Annotated in this window: 20 protein-coding genes and 1 tRNA gene; 11 read left to right on the top strand and 10 right to left on the bottom strand. The window is 69.9% G+C overall.

What is annotated here, in order from left to right; genetic code table 11:
• Nucleotides 1-71 precede the first annotated feature (71 nt).
• On the top strand, nt 72-914 hold the full coding sequence (locus ACM26Y_RS16035) for an SDR family NAD(P)-dependent oxidoreductase (protein WP_371383626.1): 843 nt from the start codon (nt 72-74) through the stop codon (nt 912-914).
• A gap of 36 nt (nt 915-950) precedes the next feature.
• Here the strand turns inward: ACM26Y_RS16035 and ACM26Y_RS16030 are convergent, their stop codons facing one another.
• Nucleotides 951-1,205 (bottom strand): mycoredoxin, encoded by a 255-nt coding sequence (locus ACM26Y_RS16030; protein ID WP_040782890.1) that lies wholly within the window; start codon nt 1,203-1,205, stop codon nt 951-953.
• Nucleotides 1,206-1,319: 114 nt separating this feature from the next.
• On the opposite strand from ACM26Y_RS16030, the gene ACM26Y_RS16025 reads away from it, so the two are divergent.
• Nucleotides 1,320-3,452 carry an ATP-dependent DNA helicase UvrD2 gene (locus ACM26Y_RS16025; RefSeq protein ID WP_416061356.1) on the top strand — a complete coding sequence of 711 codons (2,133 nt, stop codon included), beginning with the start codon at nt 1,320-1,322 and terminating at the stop codon, nt 3,450-3,452.
• Between the two features lie 384 nt (nt 3,453-3,836).
• Nucleotides 3,837-4,115, top strand: a complete 279-nt coding sequence (locus ACM26Y_RS16020) for a WhiB family transcriptional regulator (RefSeq protein WP_003937333.1) — start codon at nt 3,837-3,839, stop codon at nt 4,113-4,115.
• Between the two features lie 16 nt (nt 4,116-4,131).
• On the opposite strand, the gene ACM26Y_RS16015 is transcribed toward ACM26Y_RS16020, so the two are convergent.
• The 3 genes from ACM26Y_RS16015 to ACM26Y_RS16005 form a co-directional block, all read right to left on the bottom strand.
• A complete protein-coding gene (locus tag ACM26Y_RS16015; RefSeq protein WP_416061355.1) occupies nt 4,132-5,463 on the bottom strand; it encodes an ABC1 kinase family protein in 1,332 nt (443 codons plus the stop codon).
• 46 nt (nt 5,464-5,509) lie between these two features.
• Nucleotides 5,510-6,358 (bottom strand): TOMM precursor leader peptide-binding protein, encoded by an 849-nt coding sequence (locus tag ACM26Y_RS16010; protein ID WP_416061354.1) that lies wholly within the window; start codon nt 6,356-6,358, stop codon nt 5,510-5,512.
• A 95-nt stretch (nt 6,359-6,453) separates the two neighbouring features.
• Nucleotides 6,454-7,950 (bottom strand): zinc-dependent metalloprotease, encoded by a 1,497-nt coding sequence (locus tag ACM26Y_RS16005; RefSeq protein ID WP_289377637.1) that lies wholly within the window; start codon nt 7,948-7,950, stop codon nt 6,454-6,456.
• An 88-nt stretch (nt 7,951-8,038) separates the two neighbouring features.
• Between ACM26Y_RS16005 and ACM26Y_RS16000 the strand changes: the two genes are divergently transcribed.
• A complete protein-coding gene (locus tag ACM26Y_RS16000; RefSeq protein WP_040782872.1) occupies nt 8,039-9,064 on the top strand; it encodes a PDZ domain-containing protein in 1,026 nt (341 codons plus the stop codon).
• 14 nt (nt 9,065-9,078) lie between these two features.
• Here ACM26Y_RS16000 and ACM26Y_RS15995 read toward each other — a convergent pair whose 3' ends face one another.
• Complete coding sequence (locus ACM26Y_RS15995) at nt 9,079-9,684, bottom strand: PPA1309 family protein (protein WP_416061353.1); 606 nt, start codon at nt 9,682-9,684, stop codon at nt 9,079-9,081.
• 156 nt (nt 9,685-9,840) lie between these two features.
• On the opposite strand from ACM26Y_RS15995, the gene ACM26Y_RS15990 reads away from it, so the two are divergent.
• Nucleotides 9,841-12,837, top strand: coding sequence for a UPF0182 family protein (locus ACM26Y_RS15990; RefSeq protein ID WP_416061352.1), 2,997 nt, complete (start codon nt 9,841-9,843; stop codon nt 12,835-12,837).
• Between the two features lie 65 nt (nt 12,838-12,902).
• Here ACM26Y_RS15990 and ACM26Y_RS15985 read toward each other — a convergent pair whose 3' ends face one another.
• A complete protein-coding gene (locus ACM26Y_RS15985) occupies nt 12,903-13,427 on the bottom strand; it encodes a transglycosylase family protein (protein WP_416061351.1) in 525 nt (174 codons plus the stop codon).
• 434 nt (nt 13,428-13,861) lie between these two features.
• Here ACM26Y_RS15985 and ACM26Y_RS15980 point away from each other — a divergent pair.
• A tRNA-Met gene (locus ACM26Y_RS15980) sits at nt 13,862-13,938 on the top strand.
• Between the two features lie 52 nt (nt 13,939-13,990).
• On the opposite strand, the gene ACM26Y_RS15975 is transcribed toward ACM26Y_RS15980, so the two are convergent.
• Nucleotides 13,991-15,634 carry an acyl-CoA synthetase gene (locus tag ACM26Y_RS15975; RefSeq protein ID WP_289377634.1) on the bottom strand — a complete coding sequence of 548 codons (1,644 nt, stop codon included), beginning with the start codon at nt 15,632-15,634 and terminating at the stop codon, nt 13,991-13,993.
• 143 nt (nt 15,635-15,777) lie between these two features.
• Between ACM26Y_RS15975 and ACM26Y_RS15970 the strand changes: the two genes are divergently transcribed.
• Nucleotides 15,778-16,263 carry a potassium channel family protein gene (locus tag ACM26Y_RS15970; RefSeq protein ID WP_416061350.1) on the top strand — a complete coding sequence of 162 codons (486 nt, stop codon included), beginning with the start codon at nt 15,778-15,780 and terminating at the stop codon, nt 16,261-16,263.
• An 83-nt stretch (nt 16,264-16,346) separates the two neighbouring features.
• On the opposite strand, the gene ACM26Y_RS15965 is transcribed toward ACM26Y_RS15970, so the two are convergent.
• The 3 genes from ACM26Y_RS15965 to hisN form a co-directional block, all read right to left on the bottom strand.
• On the bottom strand, nt 16,347-17,555 hold the full coding sequence (locus ACM26Y_RS15965; RefSeq protein ID WP_054374296.1) for an acyl-CoA dehydrogenase family protein: 1,209 nt from the start codon (nt 17,553-17,555) through the stop codon (nt 16,347-16,349).
• A gap of 43 nt (nt 17,556-17,598) precedes the next feature.
• The gene (locus ACM26Y_RS15960; protein ID WP_416061349.1) at nt 17,599-18,993 is read right to left on the bottom strand and encodes an acyl-CoA dehydrogenase family protein; all 1,395 of its coding nucleotides are present in this window, start codon (nt 18,991-18,993) and stop codon (nt 17,599-17,601) included.
• A gap of 90 nt (nt 18,994-19,083) precedes the next feature.
• Nucleotides 19,084-19,878, bottom strand: coding sequence for a histidinol-phosphatase (gene hisN / locus ACM26Y_RS15955; protein WP_289377632.1), 795 nt, complete (start codon nt 19,876-19,878; stop codon nt 19,084-19,086).
• A 79-nt stretch (nt 19,879-19,957) separates the two neighbouring features.
• Between hisN and prfB the strand changes: the two genes are divergently transcribed.
• The 4 genes from prfB (at nt 19,958) to ftsE (ending at nt 23,176) form a co-directional block, all read left to right on the top strand.
• Complete coding sequence (prfB, locus tag ACM26Y_RS15950; RefSeq protein ID WP_416061348.1) at nt 19,958-21,082, top strand: peptide chain release factor 2; 1,125 nt, start codon at nt 19,958-19,960, stop codon at nt 21,080-21,082.
• 93 nt (nt 21,083-21,175) lie between these two features.
• On the top strand, nt 21,176-21,997 hold the full coding sequence (locus ACM26Y_RS15945) for a mechanosensitive ion channel family protein (RefSeq protein WP_238586405.1): 822 nt from the start codon (nt 21,176-21,178) through the stop codon (nt 21,995-21,997).
• The gene (locus ACM26Y_RS15940) at nt 21,994-22,455 is read left to right on the top strand and encodes a hypothetical protein (RefSeq protein ID WP_416061347.1); all 462 of its coding nucleotides are present in this window, start codon (nt 21,994-21,996) and stop codon (nt 22,453-22,455) included. Before ACM26Y_RS15945 ends, ACM26Y_RS15940 begins: the two co-directional genes overlap by 4 nt.
• Before the next feature lie 31 nt (nt 22,456-22,486).
• Nucleotides 22,487-23,176: a cell division ATP-binding protein FtsE gene (ftsE, locus tag ACM26Y_RS15935; protein ID WP_054374284.1), complete on the top strand. Its 690-nt coding sequence runs from the start codon at nt 22,487-22,489 to the stop codon at nt 23,174-23,176.
• The last annotated feature ends 10 nt before the right edge of the window (nt 23,177-23,186 follow it).

Genomic DNA, 23,186 nt, shown 5'->3' with positions numbered 1-23,186 from the left:
TAGGGGGAACGAGGGTCGCATATTCACATGACGAGACGATCCGTCTCGTCTAGATTTGAGGAGGCGCCGGCATGGTCGAGCAGCGGATATGGCTGGTCACGGGGGCAAGCCGAGGGCTTGGCCGAGCGTTCACCCGGGAGGCGCTCACCGCAGGAGACCGGGTGGCCGCCCTTGCTCGCACCGCAACCGCCGTGCCCGAGTTCCGGGACGACGAGCGGGTGCTCACCGTCGACGTCGACGTGACCGACCGGTCGGCGGTGTTCGCGGCGGTCGATCGGGTTGTCGACCACTTCGGGCGCCTCGATGTCGTCGTCAACAACGCCGGGACGATGTGGACGGGCTTCGTCGAGGAGTTCACCGAGGAGCAGGCACGCGCTCAGATGGAGACCAACTTCTTCGGAGCGCTGTGGGTCACGCAGGCGGTGTTGCCGGCGCTACGCCGGCGCCGGGGCCGGCTGCTGCAGATCTCCAGTATTGCGGGGATCGCGGCATTTCCCACCACCGGGTTGTACAGCGCGAGCAAGTTCGCACTGGAAGGACTGAGCGAGGCGGTCGCTGCCGAGGCCGCACACTTCGGGGTCGCCGTGACGATCGTCGAACCCGGCGGATACTGGACGGACCTGTACAAGGACATGCCCGCCACTGCTCCGCTCGACGACTATGCGGCGCTGCGCGCCGAGATGGCAGCGACGTCGGCCGCCGGCGGCGTCGACAGCGAGCCGGCGCTCGCCGCGGCCGCGGTCCGGGCAGCCGTGGACAGCGACGCCCCGCCGAGACGGTTGATCCTCGGCAGCGTCGTCTACGACGCCGCGGTCGGACTCGCGCAGGACCGCATCCGGGACTGGGCGGCATGGGAGAAGGTCAGCCGGGCAGCCGAACACGCCGTGCCGGCCCCGCCGGGATACACCACCTGAGCTCCTCGGTGCTCCCGGCGGATGCGGTGCCGTCGGCTAGAGACCGAGCGCCTGCTTGACCGCGGACAGCGGGGGATTGGTCGCGGTGCTGCCGTCGGCGTACTGGACGGTGGGAACGACGTGGTTTCCGTTGTTGACGCTGCCGACGAACTCGGCGGCCGCCGGGTCGGCTTCGATGTCGATCTCGGCGTATCCGATGCCGTGCTCGTCGAGCTGGAGCTTGAGGCGACGGCAGTAGCCGCACCAGTCGGTGGTGTAGAGCGTCAGGGCAGGAGCGTCGGTCGTAGTCACGGTGCGCACAACAACCACCGTCTGCGCGCTGTTCCGTCCCCCGGCGAAATGTGTTCTCCGCCACAGGCGATGTGGGCCGGATGCCTGTCACCACGTCCTGCCATGATGGAGCCCATGCGCGCAGAGACATCGGTGGAGGGGCTCGATCCCCAGCAGGCCGCGGCGGTCCTCGCGCCGCGGGGCCCGGTGTGTGTCCTCGCAGGCGCAGGTACCGGGAAGACCCGGACGATCACCCGCCGCATCGCGCACCTGGTGTCCCACGGGCACGTCGCGGCCGGCCAGGTCCTCGCAGTCACGTTCACCGCGCGCGCCGCCGGAGAGATGCGCGGTCGTCTGCGCGAACTCGGCGTGGGCGGCACGGGCCCGCAGGTGCAGGCGCGCACCTTCCACGCCGCCGCTCTGCGGCAGCTGCGCTACTTCTGGCCGCAGGTGGTCGGCGACACGCCGTGGCAGCTGCTCGACCGCAAGTTCGCGGTCGTCTCCCAGGCCGCGCACCGGGCCGGGTTCGCCACCGACACCGACACCGTGCGCGACCTGCTCTCGGAGATCGAGTGGGCCAAAGGATCGCTCGTCGCGCCGGAGGACTATCCGGCCGTGGTGGCCCGCGCCCGGCGGGAACCTCCCGCCGACGCTGGGCGGGTCGCCGCCGTCTACGCCGGCTACGAGTCGCTCAAGGTGCGCGACGACGGCATCTACCTCGATTTCGACGACCTGCTGCTGCACACGGCCGCCGCGCTCGAGGAGCACACCGCCGTCGCCGAGGAGTTCCGCGACCGCTACCGCTGTTTCGTCGTCGACGAGTACCAGGACGTCACGCCCCTGCAGCAGCGAGTGCTCGACGCGTGGCTCGGCGACCGCGACGACCTCACCGTCGTCGGTGACGCTAACCAGACGATCTACTCGTTCACCGGTGCCACCCCGCAGTACCTTCTCGACTTCTCCCGCCGGTTCCCGGACGCGACCGTGGTCCGGCTCGAACGTGACTACCGTTCCACCCCGCAGGTCGTGTCCCTTGCCAACCGGGTCATCGGCGCGGCGCGCGGGCGCATCGCCGGGACCCGGCTCCAGCTCGTCGGCCAGCGCCCGCCCGGACCGGAGCCGGCGTTCGCCGAGTACGACGACGAACCCGCCGAGGCGCGGGCCGTCGCCAAGGCGATCGCCGAACTGCTGGGTTCGGGGGTACCGGCCGCCGAGATCGCCGTGCTCTACCGCATCAACGCTCAGTCCGAGGCCTACGAGCAGGCGTTCACCGAAGCCGGTATCCCGTACCAGGTCCGCGGCGGCGAGGGCTTCTTCACCCGGGCAGAGGTTCGGCAGGCGGTCGGGGCGCTGCGTCAGGCGCAGGCCCGAGACGACCTGCCCGAGGGCGCCGATCGCGGTGCCGCCCTGGTCACGCTGGTGCGGGCGGTGCTCGCCCCGCTCGGGCTGAGCGACACCGAACCTGCCGGTGCGCAGGCGCGTGAACGCTGGGAATCGCTGCGGGCGCTCGTGCAGCTCACCGAGGAACTCCTCGGGCACGAGCCCGACCTCGATCTCGACGGCCTGCTGCGCGACCTCGCGGCGCGGGCGGAGGCGCGGCACCCACCGACGGTGCAGGGCGTCACACTTGCGTCGCTGCACGCGGCCAAAGGCCTGGAATGGGACGCAGTCTTCCTCGTCGGGCTCACCGACGGGACACTGCCCATCGTGCACGTCGTCGGTGACAGCTCCACACCGCCCGACGAGGCCGGGATCGAGGAGGAGCGCCGACTGCTGTACGTCGGGGTGACCCGCGCCCGCGTGCACCTGCACCTGTCGTGGGCGCTCTCGCGCACCGAGGGCGGTCGCCGGTCGCGGCGGCGATCACGGTTCCTGCACGGTCTGATCCCCGACGATTCGCCGGCCTCCCGGATTGCGGCTCCCGCGTCGCCGAAGCGGAAGCGGCCGCAGTGCCGCGTGTGCGGCAAGCCCCTCATGGGATCGTCCGCGACCATGCTCGGACGCTGCGAGGGTTGCCCGTCGAACCTGGACGAATCGCTGCTGGTGGCCTTGAAGGACTGGCGCCGGGAGCGGTCCAAGGAGATGAAGGTCCCCGCGTACGTGGTGTTCAGCGACAACACGCTCATCGCGATCGCCGAGCAGCGGCCGGGCGACGACCGCGCCCTCGTCGCCATCCCCGGTATCGGGGCGAAGAAACTCGAGCAGTTCGGAGCGGACGTGCTCGCTGTCGTGCGTGGGGAACGCGCGGCCGACACCCTCGATTTGTAGCGGTTCCACGGATGCGGCAAAACCGCAGGTAGAAAATGGGTTGTGCGATCGACGGCCGAGTTTCTAGGCTGGAGGTCGATGTCACGGGAAAGGCCCGTGCGCGGACGACGTCAGGAGGTGGCCCCGATGCTCGGCTTGGATGCAGCTGCAGTGGTGGTCGCCGCCCCCGTCGCCGGCGCCCCCGTCGCCGCCGGTGCGTGCATTCCGCGCGTCGCCCGCGTGCGCGCAGCCGCCCTTTCGTCCGTGTCCCGAAGCCACCGAGGTCAGCCCCGGTAATCTTCGATTCGCCTTCCGGCCACGGACACCGCCCAGCGGACCGTGGCCTTCTTCGTCTTCTGCCCGGTTCGCCCCTCGCATCCGAACCAGACAAAGGAGACATCCATCGTGCAAACCGCAACGCTCGACGTCGACCGAACGACGCGCGTGCGCGAGTTGCCCTGCCGCGGCGACGACCCGGATCTGTGGTTCGCCGAATCACCGGCCGAGTTGGAGCGGGCCAAGACGCTGTGCGGCCGGTGCCCGATCCGAGCCCACTGCCTCGCCGCGGCACTCGACCGAGCCGAGCCGTGGGGTGTGTGGGGCGGCGAGATCTTCGAACGGGGCGTCGTCGTCGCCCGCAAGCGCCCGCGGGGGCGTCCCCGCAAGGAACTCGTGTGCGCCTGACCGGGTTGCCGGGACGTCAGTCCACCGAGTCGGTGAATCCCGGCAGCCACTCCGACAGGATCCGCATGTAGGGGGCGTGCGCATCCAGCTGGGCGCAGATGCCGACCGAGCCGAGGAGTACGCGGACGATGTTCGCGTACTCCGGCGGCAGGTTCAATGCCCGCGCGGTCCGGAAGTTGGATCCGGAGAAGTCGGTGGCGGTGCCCGCCGCCTTCTGCAGCCAGGCCCGGGTGAAGTGGAAGGACTCCGTGTGGATCGGGTCGGTGAACGGGCGCAGGTAGTCCGCGATCTCCTGCTCGGTGACCTCCCTGCCCGGCAGGACGAACCGGTTCTCGTAGAGCAGAGTGGTCAGCTCGTCGAAGCGTTCTTCGAGGGCCAGCCGCACCATCCGGCCCAGCACCGGTGGCAACCCGTTCGGCATCGCGGCCGTGGCACCGAAGTCGATGACGCCGAGCCGGCCGTCGTCGAGCAGCATGAAATTGCCCGGATGGGGGTCGCAGTGCAGCAGTCCCACCTGCGCCGGGGAGGCGAAGTGGAATTCGGCCAGCAGCGCGCCGGCCCGGTTGCGCTGCTCGCGGGTACCCTCCGCGATGATCGTGGAAAGCGGTGTCGCCGTCAGCCATTCGGTGACGAAGACCTTCGGGGAACTGGCGACCACCCGCGGCACGACGAACCGAGGATCGTCGCTGAACACTTTGGCGAAGGCCCGCTGATTGTCGGCCTCGATCCGGTAGTCGAGCTCCTCCTCGGTGCGGGCGGTCAGCTCGTCGAGCACCGCCCGCACGTCCGTGCCCGGCATCACCGTCGCGAACAGACCCGCGAACCGCGACAGGGTGCGCAGATCGGCGCGCAGTGCCTCGTCGGCACCCGGGTACTGGACCTTCACCGCGACCTCGCGGCCGTCCGCCCACGTCGCCCGGTGGACCTGTCCGATGCTCGCCGAGGCGGTGGGAACGTCGTCGAACGAGGCGAAGCGTTCCCGCCAGCCGGCGCCGAGCTGCTGATCGAGGACACGGTGGACCGTCTTGGCAGGCAGCGGCGGAGCGGCCGACTGCAACTTCGTCAGCGCCTCCCGGTACGGTTCGGCGAACTCCTCCGGTACCGCGGCTTCCATCACGCTCAGTGCCTGGCCGACCTTCATGGCTCCGCCCTTGAGCTCTCCGAGCACCGTGAACAGCTGCTCGGCCGCCTTCGCCGCGAGCTCCGCATCGATCTCCTCGCGGTCCCCGCCGGCCAGACGCCGGCCGAACCCCACCGCGGCACGACCGGCGATCCCGAGGGGGATGCTGGCGAGCTTGGCGGTGCGGGAACTGCTTCTACGGGGGATTTCGGCCACGCCCCCCATCATGCCTGACGCCGTCCTCCCGGCGCGGGGCGCCGGGGGCGACCCCGCTTCACGCGGGCGGGGCTGCGCACCCGCACTCCGGGTGCCGGTACCAGCGCCGCGACGCGAGCCGATGACTGCGCAGGTCCACCTCGAGGGTGCGGTCCAGTGTCGCGGGCGCCGCGGTCGTGAGAATCGCGTCGAGCTCGCCGAGGGCGAGAGCCGCGGTCGCCAGCACCGCCGAGGGCTCCGCACAGCCGACGCGGTCGCACAGTTGAGCCGCGAGCTGCGGCCAGTGCGGGTCGAGGTCGGTGCGGGTGAGATCTGCGCATCGCAGACAGCTCGTGCGACCCGGGACGACGAACGGCCCGACGATGCCACGGCCGTCGCGCAGCAGCACGGGCAGGTGCGGCACGCGGTGCCGCATCAGCTCCCGGACGAGCCGTGGGTCGGGGACCAGTGCGTCGGCGAGGAGCACGCACCGCACGTCCCATCGGGCCACGTCACTGTCGCCGGTATAGGCGGCGGACCTGCTCAGCCGGGTGCCTGAGACCGTCAGGTGGGCGACCAGCGTATCCGCCAGGGGGCCGCGCCCGTGCACCCGCACCCGAGGAGCCACCGGTACGGTCCCGCCCGGATCCCGGACCGCGCCGACGGTGGTCAATTCGTCGAGCAGGACGGTGACGGCATCGTCCGCGAGCCCGGCCCGCGCGGCGCGGACCAGAATCTCCGCACGCGACGAACGACCGTCGAGCAGATTCAGCACCGTCGACAGACCGAATGCGTCGAGGTCTTTGCCGGGCGAGAGGACTGCGGCGGTGTCGGGACCCCACCCGAGCTGGACCGAGCCGTCCGGGCGGCGGAGCACTTCGAGGGCAGGATCGAGCGCAGGTCCGGGCTGGTGCGTGGCCGTGGTCATGCCCGCCAGTCTGCGGCAACCCGGACCGCGCCCCGGGGTGCTCGAGGCCGGTTGTCCACAGGGAAGAACCGGGATCTACCTGCGCCGAAGCGTGCTCAGGCGGATTCGTCGGGATCGGCGGACTCGCCGGAGTCGCCCTTCTCCCGCTCGGCGCGTTCGCGTGCCTCGGTCTCGCGCAGCTGCGCGATCGGATCGTCGAACGTGGTCGTTTCGCCGCCGATGATCCGATCGAGGAAGGCGGCCGGGTTGTCCAGGTCCGACGAGTCCGGCAGCAGGTCCGGATGGGCCCACACCTTGTCCCGTGCCTCCGTCCCGGCATCGGCGGTGAGGCGGCGCCACAGGGCGGCGGCCTCGCGCAGTTTCCGCGGCCGCAGCTCGAGACCGACGAGTGTGGCGAAGGTCTGCTCGGCGGGGCCACCGCTCGCGCGGCGGCGGCGCAGGGTCTCGCTCAACGCGGCCACCCCGGGCAGTCGGTCGCCGAGGGCATCGGCGACCACGGTCTCGACCCAGCCCTCGACGAGAGCGAGCAACGTCTCGAGGCGCTCGAGGGCCTGCTTCTGCTCAGGGGTGGTCTGCGGCTCGAACGCCGCGCCCTTGAGCAGTTCCTCGATCTTCGACGGGTCCGTCAGCGCTGTGGGGTCGATGCCCTGGGCGAGGTCCTCGATCGCGGAGAAGTCCATCCGGATGCCGCGCGCGTAGTCCTCGACGGTGGAGAGCAGGCGCGATCGCAGCCACGGCACATGGCTGTAGAGCCGCTGGTGTGCCGCCTCTCGCGCGGCGAGGAAGACGAGAACTTCCTGTGCCGGCTGCTCGAGCCCCTCACCGAAGGCATCGATCGCGGCGGGCATCAACGCCGCGGTGCCCGCAGGACCGAGGGGAAGACCGATGTCGGTCGAGGTCAGGACCTCTTTGGCCAGCTGTCCGAGCGCCTGTCCGAGCTGGGATCCGAACGCCAGGCCTCCCATCTGGGAGAACATCCCGAGCATCGGCCCGGCCATCGTCCGGGCCTCTTCCGGCAGACCCTGGACCCACATGCCGTTGACCTGCTCGGCCACGGGATCGCACAGCCGTTTCCACGTCTCGAGCGTGTTGTCGAGCCAGTCCACGGGCGTCCAGGCGACGGTGCGGGTCGCGCCGGCGGGTAACGTGGTCGCGCCGTCGAGCCACAGCTCTGCCAGGTGCGCGGCGTCCCGGACGGCGTCCGCCGACCCGGACGAGACCGGCGTGACGGAGCCGATCTGCTGGCGGGCGAGCTTGGCGGCCACCTCGTAGTTGACGGGTCCCGAACCGCCGGACCCCATTGCGCTGCCCATGCCACTGAGCATCTGACCGAACTGCGTCAGCATCTGACCGAGCGCTGCCGGGTCGAAGCCCTGCGCTCCGAACGGGTTGTCGCCACCCGCCCCGAACGGGGCACCGCCTGCGCCGGGCACACCGAACCCGAAGGGAAACCCGCCGGGGGTGCCGCCCTGGGACCCGCCGCCTGCCGCGCCGGCACCCTCGGCACCGGATCCCTCGGCGCCGGAACCGGAATCCTTCCTGCGGTCCGGGTCGTCGTCGGGATTCGAGAATCCGAAAGGCGTGTCGCTCATGCCGTCAACGGTACAAGGCCCACCGCGCAGCGGTGGCCCCCGCGATCACGCTGACCGCGAACACCGCCGCTCCGGATACCCTGGCCGGGTGAATCGACGGCTCGTGACGATCCTGGCGGTGCTGTTCCCCGCGCTGCTGCTGGTGACGGTGGCGCTGAATGTGAAGGTGCCCTACGTGGCGCTCGGTCCCGGCCCGACGTTCGACACCCTCGGCGAGATCGACGGCAAGGCGGTCGTCGCCATCGAGGGCACCGACACCGACCCGACCACCGGCGAGCTTGTGATGACGACGGTCGGTGTCAGCGACCGGCTGACCGTGGCGCAGGCCCTCACGGCGTGGCTCGGCAGCCGGTACGGAATCGCCCCGCGCGAGCAGATCTACCCGCCCACCGCCACCCGGGAACAGGTCAAGGAGGCGGACGCCGCCCAGTTCGAGCAGTCCGAACGCAGCGCGGAACTCGCCGCCCTGCACCATCTCGACCTGCCCGTCGTCCTGCGTGTCGCCCGGGTCGGCGAGTCCGGTCCCTCCGCCGGGGTGCTGCGCGAGGACGACCGGCTCGTCACCGTCGACGGGGAGCCGGTGACCACCGCCGGCAGCGTGCAGCGCGCCGTCGCCGCCGTCGCCCCCGGTACGCCGGTCGACGTCGGGATCGTGCGGGACGGTGTCGAGCAGACCGTCACGGTGACCGTGGGCGCCCGCCCCGACGATCCGGAGGAGGGTTTCCTCGGCATCAGCCCTGAGGAGGTGCCGGACGTGCCGTTCGACGTGACGTTCAACCTCGCCGATGTCGGCGGGCCGTCGGCGGGGCTGATCTTCAGCCTCGCGGTGGTCGACAAGCTCAGTCCCGGCGAACTCAGCGGCGGCGCCGTCGTCGCGGGGACCGGCACCATCGATTCCGACGGGGCCGTCGGCCCGATCGGCGGCATCACCCACAAGCTCGTCGCGGCGTCGGAGGACGGCGCCACGGTGTTCCTCGTGCCCGCCGACAACTGCGCGGAGGCGCGCAGCGCTGCTCCCGACGGGATGCGGCTGGTCGAGGTCGAGACCCTCGAGGGTGCGATCGGTGCGCTCGGCTCGCTCGCCGACGGGGGCGACGCGCCGAGCTGCGAGTAGACGCGGGACGGGCGCTAGTCGTCGCCCGGTTCGAGGGTCGCGTACAGCGCGGCTACCACGTTGGGCGCGAGGTTGTCGTAGGTCCGCAGTTCGATCCCGGCGAACGGGTCGTCATCGTCGGTGGGCCGCAACTGCAGGAGCGACAGCGACGGACCGTCCCGCAACACCGCCGCGATCAGTCGCGCATCGCGCCGTTCCGGATGGCCGTGCGCCGCGACGCGGGCGGCCTCGTCGGCGGCGTGCGGATCCGCCAGCAACGGGACCAGCGCGTCGTCGAGATCCGACTCCGCGCTCGGCGGCAGCACCACGATCTCCTGCACCAGGGCACAGCCGGCGACGGACTCGGGCCAGCTGGTGGTGGCGAGGAACTCGTCGAGGGCGGGACTGCCGCCCTCGACGTCCTCCGGGAAGGCGTCCTGCTCCACCGGGGTGTACTCGTGGCCAGCGTCGAGCTGGTCGAGCAGCGTCGGTTCCGACGCCGCCAGCAGGGCCGTCGGCACCAGCGCGAACATCTGTGGTGGCTGTCCCCAGCCACCGGCGTCGACAAAGTCGACGATCTCACCGACGCACCGGCGCAGGGCGTCTTCGGACGGGACGGGATGACTGTCGCTCACGGGCATATCCTTGCACCGTCGCCCGGTCTCGTCGCCGCCGCGGCGTGGTGGCGGCCTCATTCCGTAGAGTGGGGCGAAACGGTCACCACGAGTGCCGTGGGTGACAGTCGAGGTGAACAGCTGCGGCGCGTCCGCGTCGCCGGAGAATTGGGAGTGTGGCACGTGGGCATGAGGCCCCCCACCGGAGTACCTTCGCTGTCGAAACGCAGCAAGATTCTGCTGAGCCTGGCCGTGGTGGCCGCGGTGCTGCTGCTGGTCGGTCCCCGACTGGTGGACGCCTACACCAACTGGCTGTGGTTCGGCGAGGTCGACTTCCGTGACGTGTACGTGAAGGTGCTGCTGACCCGGATCGTCTTGTTCGTCGTCGTGGGTCTGTTCGTGGGCGCCGTGGTGTGGCTCGCCATGCTGCTGGCGTACCGATCGCGCCCCGTGTTCGTGCCCGCCTCCGGGCCCAACGACCCCATCTCGCGGTATCGCACCACGGTGATGTCCCGGCTGCGCACGTTCGGCCTCGGCATCCCGATCGTGCTCGGTCTGCTGTCCGGCCTGATCGCGCAGGCGAGCTGGGTGACCGTGCAGATGTTCTTCAACGGCGGCTCGTTCGGCACCACGGACCCGCAGTTCGGACTGGACGTCGGCTTCTACGCCTTCGACCTGCCCTTCTACCGGTTCCTGCTGAACTGGATGTTCGTGGCCGTCATCCTGGCGCTCTTCGCCGCTCTGGTCACCCACTACATCTTCGGCGGTATCCGGCTCGCCGGCCGCGGCGGCAGTCTCACCCGCGCCGCCCGCATCCAGCTGGCCGTGCTGGCCGGCATCTTCGTCGCGCTCAAGGCGGTCGCGTACTGGCTCGACCGGTACGCACTGCTGTGGAGCGGGCGCAAGGAGCCCACGTTCACCGGTGCGGGATTCACCGACATCAACGCCGTGCTGCCCGCAAAGCTGATCCTGATGGCGATCGCCGTCATCTGCGCGGCGGCGTTCTTCGCAGCGATCGTGCTGCGCGACCTGCGTATCCCGGCGATGGCGACCGCGCTGCTGGTGCTCTCGTCGATCCTCGTCGGAGCGGTGTGGCCGCTGGTGGTCGAGCAGTTCTCCGTCCGGCCGAACGCCGCCGTCAAGGAGGCCGAGTACATCGAGCGCAACATCGCGGCGACGCGTCAGGCCTACGGCATCACGGACGAGACCGTGGAGTACCAGGACTATCCCGGTGTGGGGAGCACGTCACCGCGCAATGTGCCGGCGGACGTGACCACGATTGCCAACACTCGTCTGCTCGACCCCAACGTGCTGCCGCGCACCTTCACCCAGCAGCAGCAGCTGAAGAACTTCTACGGGTTCCCGCCGTCGCTGGACATCGACCGGTACGAGATCGACGGGCAGCGCGAGGACTACATCGTCGCCGCCCGTGAACTGTCGCCGTCGAGCCTGACGGGTAACCAGACCGACTGGATCAACAGGCACACGGTGTACACCCACGGAAACGGCCTGGTCGCCGCCCCCGCCAACCGGGTGAACGCCGCTGCCAGCGAGTCCGCCGAGGAGGCCGCCAACAGCAACAGCGGCTACCCGGTGTACATGGTCAGCGACATCGCGTCGCTCGAGTCCGGAGACCAGGTGATCCCGGTCGAACAGCCGCGGATCTACTTCGGTGAGGTCATCGCGCAGGAGGAGCCCGACTACGCGATCGTCGGTGCCGCCGAGGGCGAGGCCCCGCGCGAATACGACACCGACACCGCGCAGTACACCTACACCGGCTCGGGCGGCGTGTCGATCGGCAACTGGTTCAACCGCCTCGCGTTCGCCTCCAAGTACGCCGAACGCAACATCCTCTTCTCGAGCGCGATCGGCAGCGAGTCGAAGCTGCTGTTCAACCGCGATCCGCGGGACCGGGTGACGAAGGTCGCACCGTGGCTCACCGCCGACGGCGACGCCTATCCCGCGGCCGTCGACGGCCGCATCGTGTGGATCGTCGACGCCTACACCACGCTCGACAACTACCCGTACGCGCAGCGCAGTTCCCTGGAAGGTCTCGTCGAGGACAGCGTCGACCAGAACACCGGCCGGCTGCTGCCCCGCAAGGAGGTCTCCTACATCCGGAACTCGGTGAAGGCGACAGTCGATGCGTACGACGGCACCGTGACCCTCTACCAGGTCGACGACCAGGACCCGGTCCTGAAGGCGTGGATGGGTGTCTTCCCCGATGCGGTGACCCCGCAGGATCAGATCTCCGACGAGCTCCGTTCGCATTTCCGGTACCCGGAGGACCTGTTCAAGGTGCAGCGCGAGATGCTCGCGAAGTACCACGTCGACGATCCGCGCGAGTTCTTCACCAACAACGCGTTCTGGTCGGTGCCGAGTGACCCGACGGTGGAGACGACGGCGAATCAGCCGCCCTACTACGTGCTGATCGGTGACGAGGAGACGGCCCGCCCGTCGTTCCGGCTCACCTCCGCGATGGTGGGCTTCAACCGGCAGTTCCTGTCCGCGTACATCTCGGTGAACTCGGATCCGGACAACTACGGCAAGTTCACGATCCTCCAACTACCGACCGACACCCAGACGTTCGGTCCCGCACAGACGCAGAACGCGATGATCTCCGACACGCGCGTCGCGTCGGAACGCACCTTGCTCGAGCGGTCCAACCGGATCCAGTACGGCAATCTGCTGACGCTGCCCATCGCCCAGGGCGGCATCCTGTACGTGCAGCCGATGTACACGGAACGCAACTCGGCGACGGGAAACACCTCCACCTTCCCGCAGCTGTCCCGGGTGATCGTCAGCTATCGCGAGCCCGGGCCCGCCGGTGGCGTACGGATCGGCTATGCCCCCACCCTTGCCGCGGCGCTGGACCAGGTCTTCGGTGGCGGCGTCGGTAGTGCGGCCACCGCACCGGGTGGCGAGTCGACGCCCCCGGCACCGGCCGACGGGGCACAGGGGACACCGCAGGACGGTCAGGCGGCGGCACCGGCTCCCGCTCCGGCACCGAACCCGGCGCCCGCGCCGGCGCCGGCGGATCGGACGGCGGCAGTCGCCGAACTCGACGCGGCACTCGCCGAGCTCAGCGCGGCCCAGAGCACCGGCGATTTCGCGGCGTACGGCCGAGCGCTGGAACGGGTGCAGGCCGCCGTGGAGGCGTACCAGTCCACGGGTGGCTGATCCTGCCGTGACCGGAACGGGGCCCCGCGCACATCGTGCGCGGGGCCCCGTCGTTCGCGGACGAATCAGCGGCCGGTCAGTGCGATGCCGACTGCCTGGTCGAACTGCGCAGCGAAGCCGTGCTGCGCGGCGAACTCGCCGGCGATACCGAGTGCCTGCTCCACGGCTTGGTCGACCGGCGCGGCCTCGGGTGCCGGGGTTGCGGGTGCCGGGGCGGCGGGTGCCTCGGGAGCGGGGGCGGGCGTGGTTTCGCTCTCGGTAGTCAGGTACTGACCGCAGACCGGCCACGCGCCCGGGCCCTGGGTCTGCAGCGTGTTCTCCGCGACGCGGATCTGCTCGGCCTTCGAAGCGGTGTGCGGGCTGCCGGTGCCGCCGTTGGCTGCCCAGGTGCTCTGCGAGAACTGCAGACCGCCGTAGTAGCCGTTGCCGGTGTCGATCGACCAGTTGCCGCCGCTCTCGCACTCTGCCACCGCGTCCCAGTTGTGCGGGGCAGCGGAGGCGGTACCGGTGGCGAGGCCGAACGGCACCGCCACGAGGGCGCCGGTGACAAAGGCCGTGCCGAGGCCGCGCTTGCTGAAGAAAGTGGTCATGCGGGATGAATCCTCTCCGCGCTCGCCGACGCCGGACCCGGGGCACCGCTCGGTCGTGGCGGTGCGGACAGTCGGCCGGGTCGCGTCGCTGCCCCCTGAAGGTTCCGTCGTACCGACTCCCGCGGGGCAGCTCGGCGGCGGCGGGACGGCGTCGGCTCGGTGGTTTCGAGCCGCGGCCGACCGTACCGAGCCGTCGCGACCCGGGCCACCGGCCGCAACAACGCCCCGGGTGTCCATCAGGTGGGACGAGCGACCGGCGTTTGCGCAGGTCGTCGCGGCATGTCGGCCGACCCGTCACGCGATCGTTATGCCTCCGTTATGTGAGGGGGATCATGCGACGAGTGTGGTCCAGGACACGCGATGACGCGCGAAAAAGACCTTCGCCCAGGCGATTTGCATTCCGTTCACCGCGCCGTGTAACTTCGTTTCTGCAACGCGGGGTGGAGCAGCTCGGTAGCTCGCTGGGCTCATAACCCAGAGGTCGCAGGTTCAAATCCTGTCCCCGCTACCACGCCGAAGGGCCCGGCACCGGATGATCCGGTGCCGGGCCCTTCCGCATGAGATCAGGGCTTCATGTCGACAAGTACGCGTCGCAGCAGCTTCCCCGTCGCATTGCGCGGCAGTTCGTCGAGGAAGACGACGTCACGCGGAACCTTGTAACGTGCCAGGTTCGCCTTGACGTACTCCTTGATCTCCTCGGCGTCGCGCGCGGAGCCTTCGGCCGGCACAACGAAGGCGCGCAGCCGGTGACCGAAGTCCGGATCCTCCACCCCGACCACCGCGGCATCGAACACGTCGTCCCGTTCGACGAGAAGGTTCTCCACCTCCAGCGGGTACACGTTCTCGCCACCGGACACGATCATGTCGTCGTCCCGGCCGTCGACGAACAGCAGTCCCGCCTCGTCGAAGTGCCCGACGTCGCCTGTCGAGAGCAGACCGTTGATCCGCTCCTTGTCCCGGCCGTCCGTGTAACCGTCGAAGCTCAGCCCGCTCGCGACGAAGATCCGGCCCACCTTGCCGGGTGCCGTGATGCGGTTGCCTTCCTCGTCGTACAACTCCACCCGGCACGTCACAGGCGGCCGTCCGGCCGTACCCGGCGCCCGGCGGATGTCCTCGGGTGTGGCGACGGTGGCCACTGCGCATTCGGTCGATCCGTACAGGTTGTGCAGGACGTCGCCGAAGTACTCGCGGGTGCGCCGGCACACGTCCGGCGACAGCGCCGAGCCGGCGGAGAAGATGATCTGCAGGCTCGACGTGTCGAACCGGCCGATCGCTTCGCCCCCCAGGTCCAGAATCCGCTGCAGCATCGTCGGTACGACGACGAGCACGTTCGCCCGGTGCCGTTCGATCAGGCGAACCGTTTCGAGCGGATCGAACCGCCGCTCCAACACCACCGTCTGACCCAGCGCCAGGGCGAGTCCGAACTGCGAGATTCCGGTCCCGTGGAACGCCGGCGCCGCCATCAGCATCGTCTGTCCCGGCCGTAGCGGTACCCGGTCCAGGAACTGCGCCGAGGCGAGCGGCGACGTGCGCTCGCGCGGGGCACCCTTCGGGGTGCCGGTCGTGCCGCTGGTGAGCAGCACGAAACCGCCGAGCGTGCTCGGTGCGGGAACAGTGGACCGGTCGAACTGTGCGAGCACGGACTCGATCCCGGGTGGTCCCGGCTCCTCGCCCTCGAGCCACGAGCTGTACGTGCGCACATCCGGCGGCAGGGCTTCGGCCACCGCCGCGAACTCGGCGTCGTAGACGAACGTACCGACTCCTTCACGCTCCGCGACGTCCGCGAGCTGGCGCGGAGCAAACCCGGTATTCATCATGACCAGCTTCGCGCCGAGCTTGGCGGCCGCAAGCATGGTGAGAACGAGTCCACGGTGGTTGCGGGCCATCAGGCCCATCACGTCGCCCGCCGCGACCCCGTCGGCCTGCAGTGCCCGTACGAGCGCATTCGACTGCCCCTCGAGTTCCTGGTAGCTCAGCCGGCCACGCTCGTCGACGAGGGCGACGGCGTCGTAGCCGCGCGCGGCGTGGGCATGTACCGGTCCGGCGAACGGGCCGTAGCGGCTCACCGCGACGAGGGTGCCGATTCCGTGGTCGACCCGGGGAAAGTGCAGCAGTCCGGAGCGGGCGAGTACCCGCACGGCGCCCAGCGTGTCGGTCACCTCCCCGACGGCAGCGGTGATCTTGTCCTTGAGGTCCTGCCCGGGCATGCTGTCCCCTTCGAGCTCGTGCCGGATTCGTCACCGCAACCCTAGTGGTGATGCACTTCACAGAGATGGACATTCGTCCGAATTCTCGGGCTGCCCGGGACGGGAAGTGATCCCGGCCCGAGCGACGGTGATGGGAGGATCCCATGTTGCGGCCGCTGCGCCTGCTGCGGCTGGTCACTCTGCTCGGGGTCGTGCACCGTTCGGTCGGTACGGCCCTACGCGGAAGGGTGATCGTCTATGCGTCCGGTTCGACGGCGCTCCTCCTGATCGTGTCCTCGCTCGCCATGCTCGACGCCGAGCGGACCGCCCCGGACGCGACGATCACGACGTATCCCGATGCATTGCGGTGGTCGGCGGTCACGGTCACCACGGTCGGCTACGGCGATTTCGCCCCCGTCACGGCGACCGGACGACTGATCGCGGCCGCCCTGATGATCGCGGGTATCGCCCTGCTCGGTGTCGTGACGGCCACGCTCGCGTCCTGGCTGGTCGAGCGGGTGGGAGAGCAGGACGAGGCGAGCCAGGCGGCGACTCGGGCGCAGGTCACCGCGCTGACGGCCGAGGTGGTCGCCCTCCGCAACGAACTCCTCCGCGCGCGTGAGGACGATCCCGCCGGCTCGCGCGTATAGCGGCCGGCCGGAGCGCGAGAGGACCCCCGCCGTCGGTGAGTACGGCGGGGGCCCGACCCCTCGGAGAAGTGGTCTGTGACCGGCTACTTCAGTTCGGCGCTCGACAGGCCCAGCAACCGTCGCGCAATGATGAGCTGCTGGATCTGCTGCGTGCCCTCGAAGATGTCGAGAATCTTCGAGTCGCGCGCCCACTTCTCGAGCAGCGGACGTTCGGAGTAGCCGTAGGTGCCCGCCAGCTCGACGGCCTTGAGGGTGACCGCGGTGCCGGTGCGGCCGGCCTTGGCCTTGGAGATCGACGCCTCGAGCGAGTTCGGCTGCTTGTTGTCGGCCATCCACGCGGCCCGCAGCGCCTGCAGGTAGGCCGCCTCCCAGTCGGCCTCGAGCGCGAGGAACTCGGCGGCCGCTGCGTGCTGGTTGCAGGCCGGGACGTCGTAGGACACTTCGACGCCGGCCTCGGCGAGGATGCCGCGCAGTTCCTCGAGCGCCGCGCGGGCGACGCCGACGGCCATACCGGCGACGATCGGACGGGTGTTGTCGAAGGTCTGCATGACCCCCGCGAACCCCTTCTCGACGTTCACCTCGGGGCTGCCGAGCAGGTTGTCCCTCGGAATCCGGCAGTTGTCGAGCACCAGCACGGCCGTGTCGGAGGCCTTGATGCCGAGCTTGTGTTCGAGGCGGGCCACGCTCAGGCCGGGGGCGTCCCGTGGGACGACGAACGACTTGATCGCCGCGCGTCCCTTCGACCTGTCGACGCTCGCCCACACGACCACGTGGGTCGAGCGCTCGCCGGCGGTGACGAAGATCTTCTCACCGTTGAGGACCCACTCGTCGCCGTCGAGGACGGCGGTGGTGGTCACGGCGGCGGAGTCGGAGCCGAAGCTCGGCTCGGTGATGGCCATCGACGCCCACACCTTGCCGAAGCGCTCGAGCTGCTCGTCGGTGGCGACGGCGGCGATCGCCGAGTTGCCGAGGCCCTGGTAGGGGATCGAGAGAGTCAGACCCACGTCGCCCCAACAGGTTTCGATCACGTTGAGCAGCGACGCCATGTTGCCGCCGTTGACGTTGCCGGTCTGCTTCTTCGGCTCGTCGCCGCGGCCGAGCGCCGCGCCCGAGGCGCCCTGACCGGAGTCGTTGAGGCCCTCGACCATTGCCGCCATCGTGTCCAGCTCGACCGGGTAGACGTGCTCGGCGAGGTCGTACTTGCGGGAGACGGGACGGAAGATCTGCGCGGCGACCTGGTGGGCCTGGTTCGCCGACGCCTTGAGCCTCTTGGGAAGTTCGAGATTGATCATCGCGTGTTCCTAAATGTGAGGGGACGCTGCCGGGTCGGGCGGTTCAGACGAGGACGACGCCCTCGGCGACGCCCACGGCGCGCAGGTCGCGGTACCAGCGTTCGACAGGGTGTTCCTTGGTGAAGCCGTGGCCGCCGAGCAACTGGACGCCGTCGAGGCCGATCTGCATGCCCTTGTCGGTGGCGAGCTTGCGGGCCAGCGCTGCCTCGCGGGCGAAGGACAGGCCCTGCTCGGCCCGGGCCGCGCCGCGCAGCGTGACCAGCCTGATCCCGTCGAGCTCGATCTTGATGTTCGCGACCATGAAGGCGACGGCCTGCCGATGGCTGACCGGTTCGCCGAACGCCTGCCGTTCGTTGACGTAGGGGACGACGTAGTCGAGCACGGCCTGCCCGGTGCCCGCGGCGAGGGCGGACCAGCCGAGCCGGGCGAGGCGCACGGCGTCCGCGTACTGCTCGGCGCGCACATCGGCGTCGGCGTCGCCGAGGAGGGCGCTCTGCGGGACGGCGACGTCGGTCAGGTGCAGCCGGCCGAGCCCGGCGGCGCGCAGCCCCATCGACGGGTCGGCCTCGATCACGACGCCCTTGCTGTCGGACTCGACCAGGAACAGCGACGGCTTTCCGTCGAGTTCGGCGGCGACGACGAACAGCTCGGCGCTGCCCGCGGCCGGCACCAGGCACTTGACACCGTTCAGCCGGTAGCCGCTGGGGGAGCGCACCGCCTTGGTCTGCAGCGCGAACGGGTCGAACAGCGCCCGCGGCTCGGTGATCACGACGCAGGCCTGCGGGACGTCGTCACCGGCGAACGCGGGCAGGTACGTCCGTTGCTGCTCCTCGGTGCCCCACTGGGCGAGGGCGACCGCGACGCCGCTCGGCGCGAGGATCGGCAGGGCCAGCCCCATGTCGCCGTGAGCGAGTGCCTCGGCGACGAGCGTGTTGGTGACGGCGCCGCGCTCGGTGGCGACTCCCTCGAACGCCTCGGGCACGTTGACGAGGGTGATGCCGAGTTCGGCGGCCCGGGCGAGAAGGTCGGCGGGGGCGGCGGCTGCCTCGTCCGCGTCGTGCGCGGCGGGCCGCAGGATCTCGGCGGCGAACTCGCGGACGGTCTCGACGATCATCTGCTGATCGTCGGTGGGGGTCAGGTCGAACAGGTCGGTGCGGACGGCGGTGTCGAGGCGCTGCGGTGCGCCGGATCCGCCGGTGACCTTCTTGAAGGTGCGGGTGGCGGCGCCGAGCGTCTTGAAGCCGGTCTTGGTGGACTGGTAGGTCACCCGGTCGATGGCCTGCCGGAGGTTGTACCGGTCCGCGAGTTCCGAACCGGTGATCCGGGTGAGCACCCGCATCGCCGCGCCCATGGCGTCCCGCCGGAGGGGGTTCAGGCCCACGGCGGACGTGTCGCGGGGGGTGTTCCGGGCCACACTGTCTTGCTTGCTCATGATCACCAGACGTTTCTCGATGTGGGGACGGACAGTCCCAATCTTACTGCGGAGTAAGATTGCTGTCTACTATCGAGTAAGTTGGTGGTGAGTGCTCTACCGGGCTTGCCGCAGGCGGGTGAGCACACCGTCGTGCAGTGCTCCGTTGGTGGCGACCGCGCTGCCACCGTGCGGGCCCGTCGCGCCGTCGAGATTCGTGAACCGGCCCCCCGCCTCCCGGACCAGCACGTCCAGCGCAGCCAGGTCCCACAGGGACACCTCGGGCTCCAAGGCGATGTCCACCGCACCCTCGGCCAGCAGGCAGTACGAGTAGAAGTCGCCGTAGGCCCGTACCCGCCACACCTCGTCGGTGAGCGCGACGAATTCGTCGCGCCGGCCGCGGTCGCGCCAGCCCGACAGGCTCGAGAAACTCAGCGACGCGGCGGACAGCTCGGCGACCTGCGAGACCGTGAGCCGACGAGGCTGCGCGCCGTCGTAAGCCAGCCACGCCCCCGCGCCGGCCGCGGCCCACCAGCGGCGGTTCAGAGCCGGGGCGCTCACCACGCCCACCACCGGCACACCGTCGTCGAGCAGGGCGATCAGGCTGGCCCACACCGGCACACCGCGCACGAAGTTCTTGGTCCCGTCGATGGGATCGACCACCCACTGGCGGCCGGTGAACACGGCGTCGCCGCCGAACTCCTCGCCGAGGATCGCGTCCCCCGGGCGCTCGGCGCCGAGGGTGCCGCGCACGGCGCGTTCGACGCCGAGATCCGCATCCGATACCGGGGTCAGGTCCGGCTTGTCGGTGACGGTCAGATCGAGGGCGCCGAACCGGGTGCGGGTGATGGCGTCCGCCTCGTCGGCGAGGCGCAGGGCGAGATCCAGATCGGCCGAGAAGTCGGTGCTCATGCCCCAGACGCTAGTCCAGAGCCCACCCGGCCCCGAGCGGTGGCGAGGTCGCGCCGCACACCCGGTAGCCTTGAGAATCGTGCATCCCGATGTTTCCGCAGACCTGGCCGAACTGGCGACCACCCTCGAGACCGTCGAGGCGGTCCTCGACGTGGACGAGCTGCGCCGGCGCATCGACGAGCTCGAGCACCAGGCCGCCGACCCGGAGTTGTGGAACGACCAGGAGCACGCGCAACAGGTCACCAGCCAGCTCTCGCACGCCCAGGGCGAACTGCGGCGTGTCGAGGAGCTGCGCTCGCGACTCGACGACCTGCCGGTCCTCTACGAACTCGCCGAGGGCGAGGAGGGGGAGGACCGCACCACCGCGCTGGCCGACGCCGACACCGAGCGCGCCGCCCTGCGCACCGACATCGAGGCGATGGAAGTGCGCACCCTGCTCTCCGGCGAGTACGACCAGCGCGACGCGCTGGTCAACATCCGCGCCGGCGCCGGCGGCGTCGACGCTGCCGACTGGGCCGAGATGCTCATGCGCATGTACATCCGATGGGCCGACAAGCACGGCTACCCGGTGGAGGTCTACGACACCTCGTATGCGGAGGAGGCGGGCATCAAGTCCGCGACCTTCGCGATCAAGGCGCCCTACACGTACGGCACCCTCTCGGTCGAGATGGGCACCCACCGACTCGTGCGCATCAGCCCCTTCGACAACCAGGGCCGGCGCCAGACGTCGTTCGCCGAGGTCGAGGTGCTGCCGGTCGTCGAGACGACCGACCACATCGACGTCGACGAGAACGACATCCGCGTCGACGTGTACCGCTCGTCCGGCCCGGGTGGGCAGTCCGTCAACACCACCGACTCCGCGGTGCGCCTGACCCACATCCCCACGGGGATCGTCGTCACCTGCCAGAACGAGAAGTCGCAGCTGCAGAACAAGGTCTCGGCGATGCGCGTGCTGCAGGCCAAGCTGCTCGAACGCAAGCGGCAGGAGGAGCGCGCGGAGATGGACGCCCTCAAGGGCGACGGCGGGAGCTCCTGGGGCAACCAGATGCGCTCCTACGTCCTGCACCCCTATCAGATGGTCAAGGACCTGCGCACCGAGCACGAGGTGAACAACCCGGCGGCCGTCCTCGACGGCGAGATCGACGGGTTCCTCGAAGAGGGCATCCGGTGGCGCATGCGCGAGAACCAGAAGCAGAACCAGTAGACCAGAACCAGCGACACGGAGGATCGACCCCTGTTTCCCGGTAGCAGGATTCTCGACTGGCTGTCGAGCAGCGGTCTGCAGATCGCGCTCACCGTGCTCGGCGCCGCGCTCGTCGCGCGATTCGTGAGCTGGGTCGGTGGCCGGATCACACGGCGGATCGACGAGACCTACCAGCAGTCCGACGCTCTGGTGCGTTCGGAAGTCACCAAGCACCGCCACTCGGTGGCGCAGGTGATCACGTGGGTGGTGATCACGTTCGTCTACATCATCGCGACCCTGAAGGTCTTCGACTACCTGGCGCTACCCATCGGCAGCCTCGTGGCGCCGGCCACGGTGCTCGGTGCCGCGCTCGGCTTCGGCGCCCAGCGCATCGTCCAGGACATCCTCGCCGGATTCTTCATCATCACCGAGCGGCAGTACGGGTTCGGTGACACCGTCCAGATCTCGGTCACCGGTGCCTCCGCCGACGCGGTCGGCACGGTCGAGGACGTCACCCTGCGAGTGACGAAACTGCGCAACGCCGCCGGCGAGGTCATCACCGTGCCCAACGGGCAGATCAACAAGGCCGTCAACCTGTCCAAGGACTGGGCCCGTGCCGTCGTCGACGTGCCGATCCCGGTCACCGCGGACATCGCCGAGGTCAACGACATCCTGCACGAGGTCGGCGTCGCGGCGTTCGAGGACGAGAAGCTCAACGAACTGTTGCTCGACGAGCCGACCGTGATGGGTGTCGAGAGCCTCGAGGTCGACCAGGTCAGCGTCCGCATGGTGGCCCGGACCCTGCCCGGCAAGCAGTTCCAGGTGGGCCGCGAACTCCGGGTGCGGGTCGCGCTGGCGCTGCGCCGCCGGGGGATGACCGTCAACCCCCAGCTCGACACCTCCACTCCCATCCACGGCATCGAGGCGGTGCAGTGAGCGAGCGACGCCGATTCCACATCCCGGACCACGTTCTCGGCGGCCGGGTGCGCACCACCACGTTGTCCCTGTGCCTGCTCTGGGTCGGCCTGTGGTTGCTGTACGTGTACTTGAATCCGGAGGACGAGCAGAGCGCGGCGGCGCCGCCGGGAGCGGTCGTCGTCAGCGACGTGCCGTACGTGCCGTACGTGCCGGAGCCCACGACGGTCGAGCCCACCCCGGTCGAGCCCGTGCCGACCACCACCGCCCCCACTACCACCGAACCGACTCCGACGACGACCGGCCCGACGCCGACGGGCCCGGGATCGACGCCGGGCGGACGCGGCTCGGAGGCGGTGCCCGGTGCCCCGGCCCCGACGACCACGACGACCCAGCCCGGCCTGCGGTTGCCCGAGATCCCGATTCCCGGTCTCGGCAATTCGTCCCCCACCGAACCTACCGGCGAGTCGGTTCCTTAGGTCACCGTCCGATAACGGCTAGCATGGCGGCGTGATCCGCCTGGAGAATGTGTCCAAGTCGTACAAGACGTCGACCCGGCCGGCTCTCGACAAGGTGAGCGTCGAGATCGACAAGGGCGAGTTCGTCTTCCTCATCGGGCCGTCCGGTTCCGGGAAGTCGACCTTCCTGCGGCTGCTCCTCCGCGAGGACACCCCCACGTCGGGTGACATCCACGTGGCGGACTTCCACGTCAACCGGCTCTCGGCCCGGCGGGTGCCACGGCTGCGGCAGAACCTCGGCTGCGTGTTCCAGGACTTCCGGCTGCTGCAGCGCAAGACGGTGGCCGAGAACGTCGCGTTCGCGCTCGAGGTGATCGGCAAGCCGCGGTCGGTCATCGCCCGCACTGTGCCCGACGTGCTCGACCTCGTCGGCCTGTCCGGTAAGGCGGACCGCCTGCCCACCGAGCTGTCCGGCGGCGAACAGCAGCGCGTCGCGATCGCGCGGGCGTTCGTGAACCGGCCCCTCGTGCTCATGGCCGACGAGCCGACCGGCAACCTCGACCCGGACACCAGCCAGGACATCATGATGCTGCTCGAACGCATCAACCGCACGGGAACCACCGTGCTGATGGCCACTCACGACCATCACATCGTCGACTCGATGCGGCGCCGGGTGGTCGAGCTCGACCTCGGACGGGTCGTGCGCGACGAGGCGCGCGGCGTCTACGGCGTCGGCCGCTGACCGCTCCCGC

This window comes from Rhodococcus indonesiensis (genome assembly GCF_047782815.1).
Classification (GTDB): Bacteria; Actinomycetota; Actinomycetes; order Mycobacteriales; family Mycobacteriaceae; genus Rhodococcus; species Rhodococcus indonesiensis.
This window is presented reverse-complemented; position numbering and strand designations above follow the sequence as displayed.

Excerpts from the sequence above, each read along its gene's own strand:
- ACM26Y_RS16035 (WP_371383626.1), top strand. The coding sequence starts at position 72 with ATGGTCGAGCAGCGGATATGGCTGGTCACGGGGGCAAGCCGAGGGCTT.
- ACM26Y_RS16025 (WP_416061356.1), top strand. The coding sequence starts at position 1,320 with ATGCGCGCAGAGACATCGGTGGAGGGGCTCGATCCCCAGCAGGCCGCG.
- ACM26Y_RS16015 (WP_416061355.1), bottom strand. The coding sequence starts at position 5,463 with ATGATGGGGGGCGTGGCCGAAATCCCCCGTAGAAGCAGTTCCCGCACC.
- ACM26Y_RS16010 (WP_416061354.1), bottom strand. The coding sequence starts at position 6,358 with ATGACCACGGCCACGCACCAGCCCGGACCTGCGCTCGATCCTGCCCTC.
- ACM26Y_RS16005 (WP_289377637.1), bottom strand. The coding sequence starts at position 7,950 with ATGAGCGACACGCCTTTCGGATTCTCGAATCCCGACGACGACCCGGAC.
- ACM26Y_RS15995 (WP_416061353.1), bottom strand. The coding sequence starts at position 9,684 with ATGCCCGTGAGCGACAGTCATCCCGTCCCGTCCGAAGACGCCCTGCGC.
- ACM26Y_RS15985 (WP_416061351.1), bottom strand. The coding sequence starts at position 13,427 with ATGACCACTTTCTTCAGCAAGCGCGGCCTCGGCACGGCCTTTGTCACC.
- ACM26Y_RS15975 (WP_289377634.1), bottom strand. The coding sequence starts at position 15,634 with ATGCCCGGGCAGGACCTCAAGGACAAGATCACCGCTGCCGTCGGGGAG.
- ACM26Y_RS15970 (WP_416061350.1), top strand. The coding sequence starts at position 15,778 with ATGTTGCGGCCGCTGCGCCTGCTGCGGCTGGTCACTCTGCTCGGGGTC.
- ACM26Y_RS15965 (WP_054374296.1), bottom strand. The coding sequence starts at position 17,555 with ATGATCAATCTCGAACTTCCCAAGAGGCTCAAGGCGTCGGCGAACCAG.
- hisN (WP_289377632.1), bottom strand. The coding sequence starts at position 19,878 with ATGAGCACCGACTTCTCGGCCGATCTGGATCTCGCCCTGCGCCTCGCC.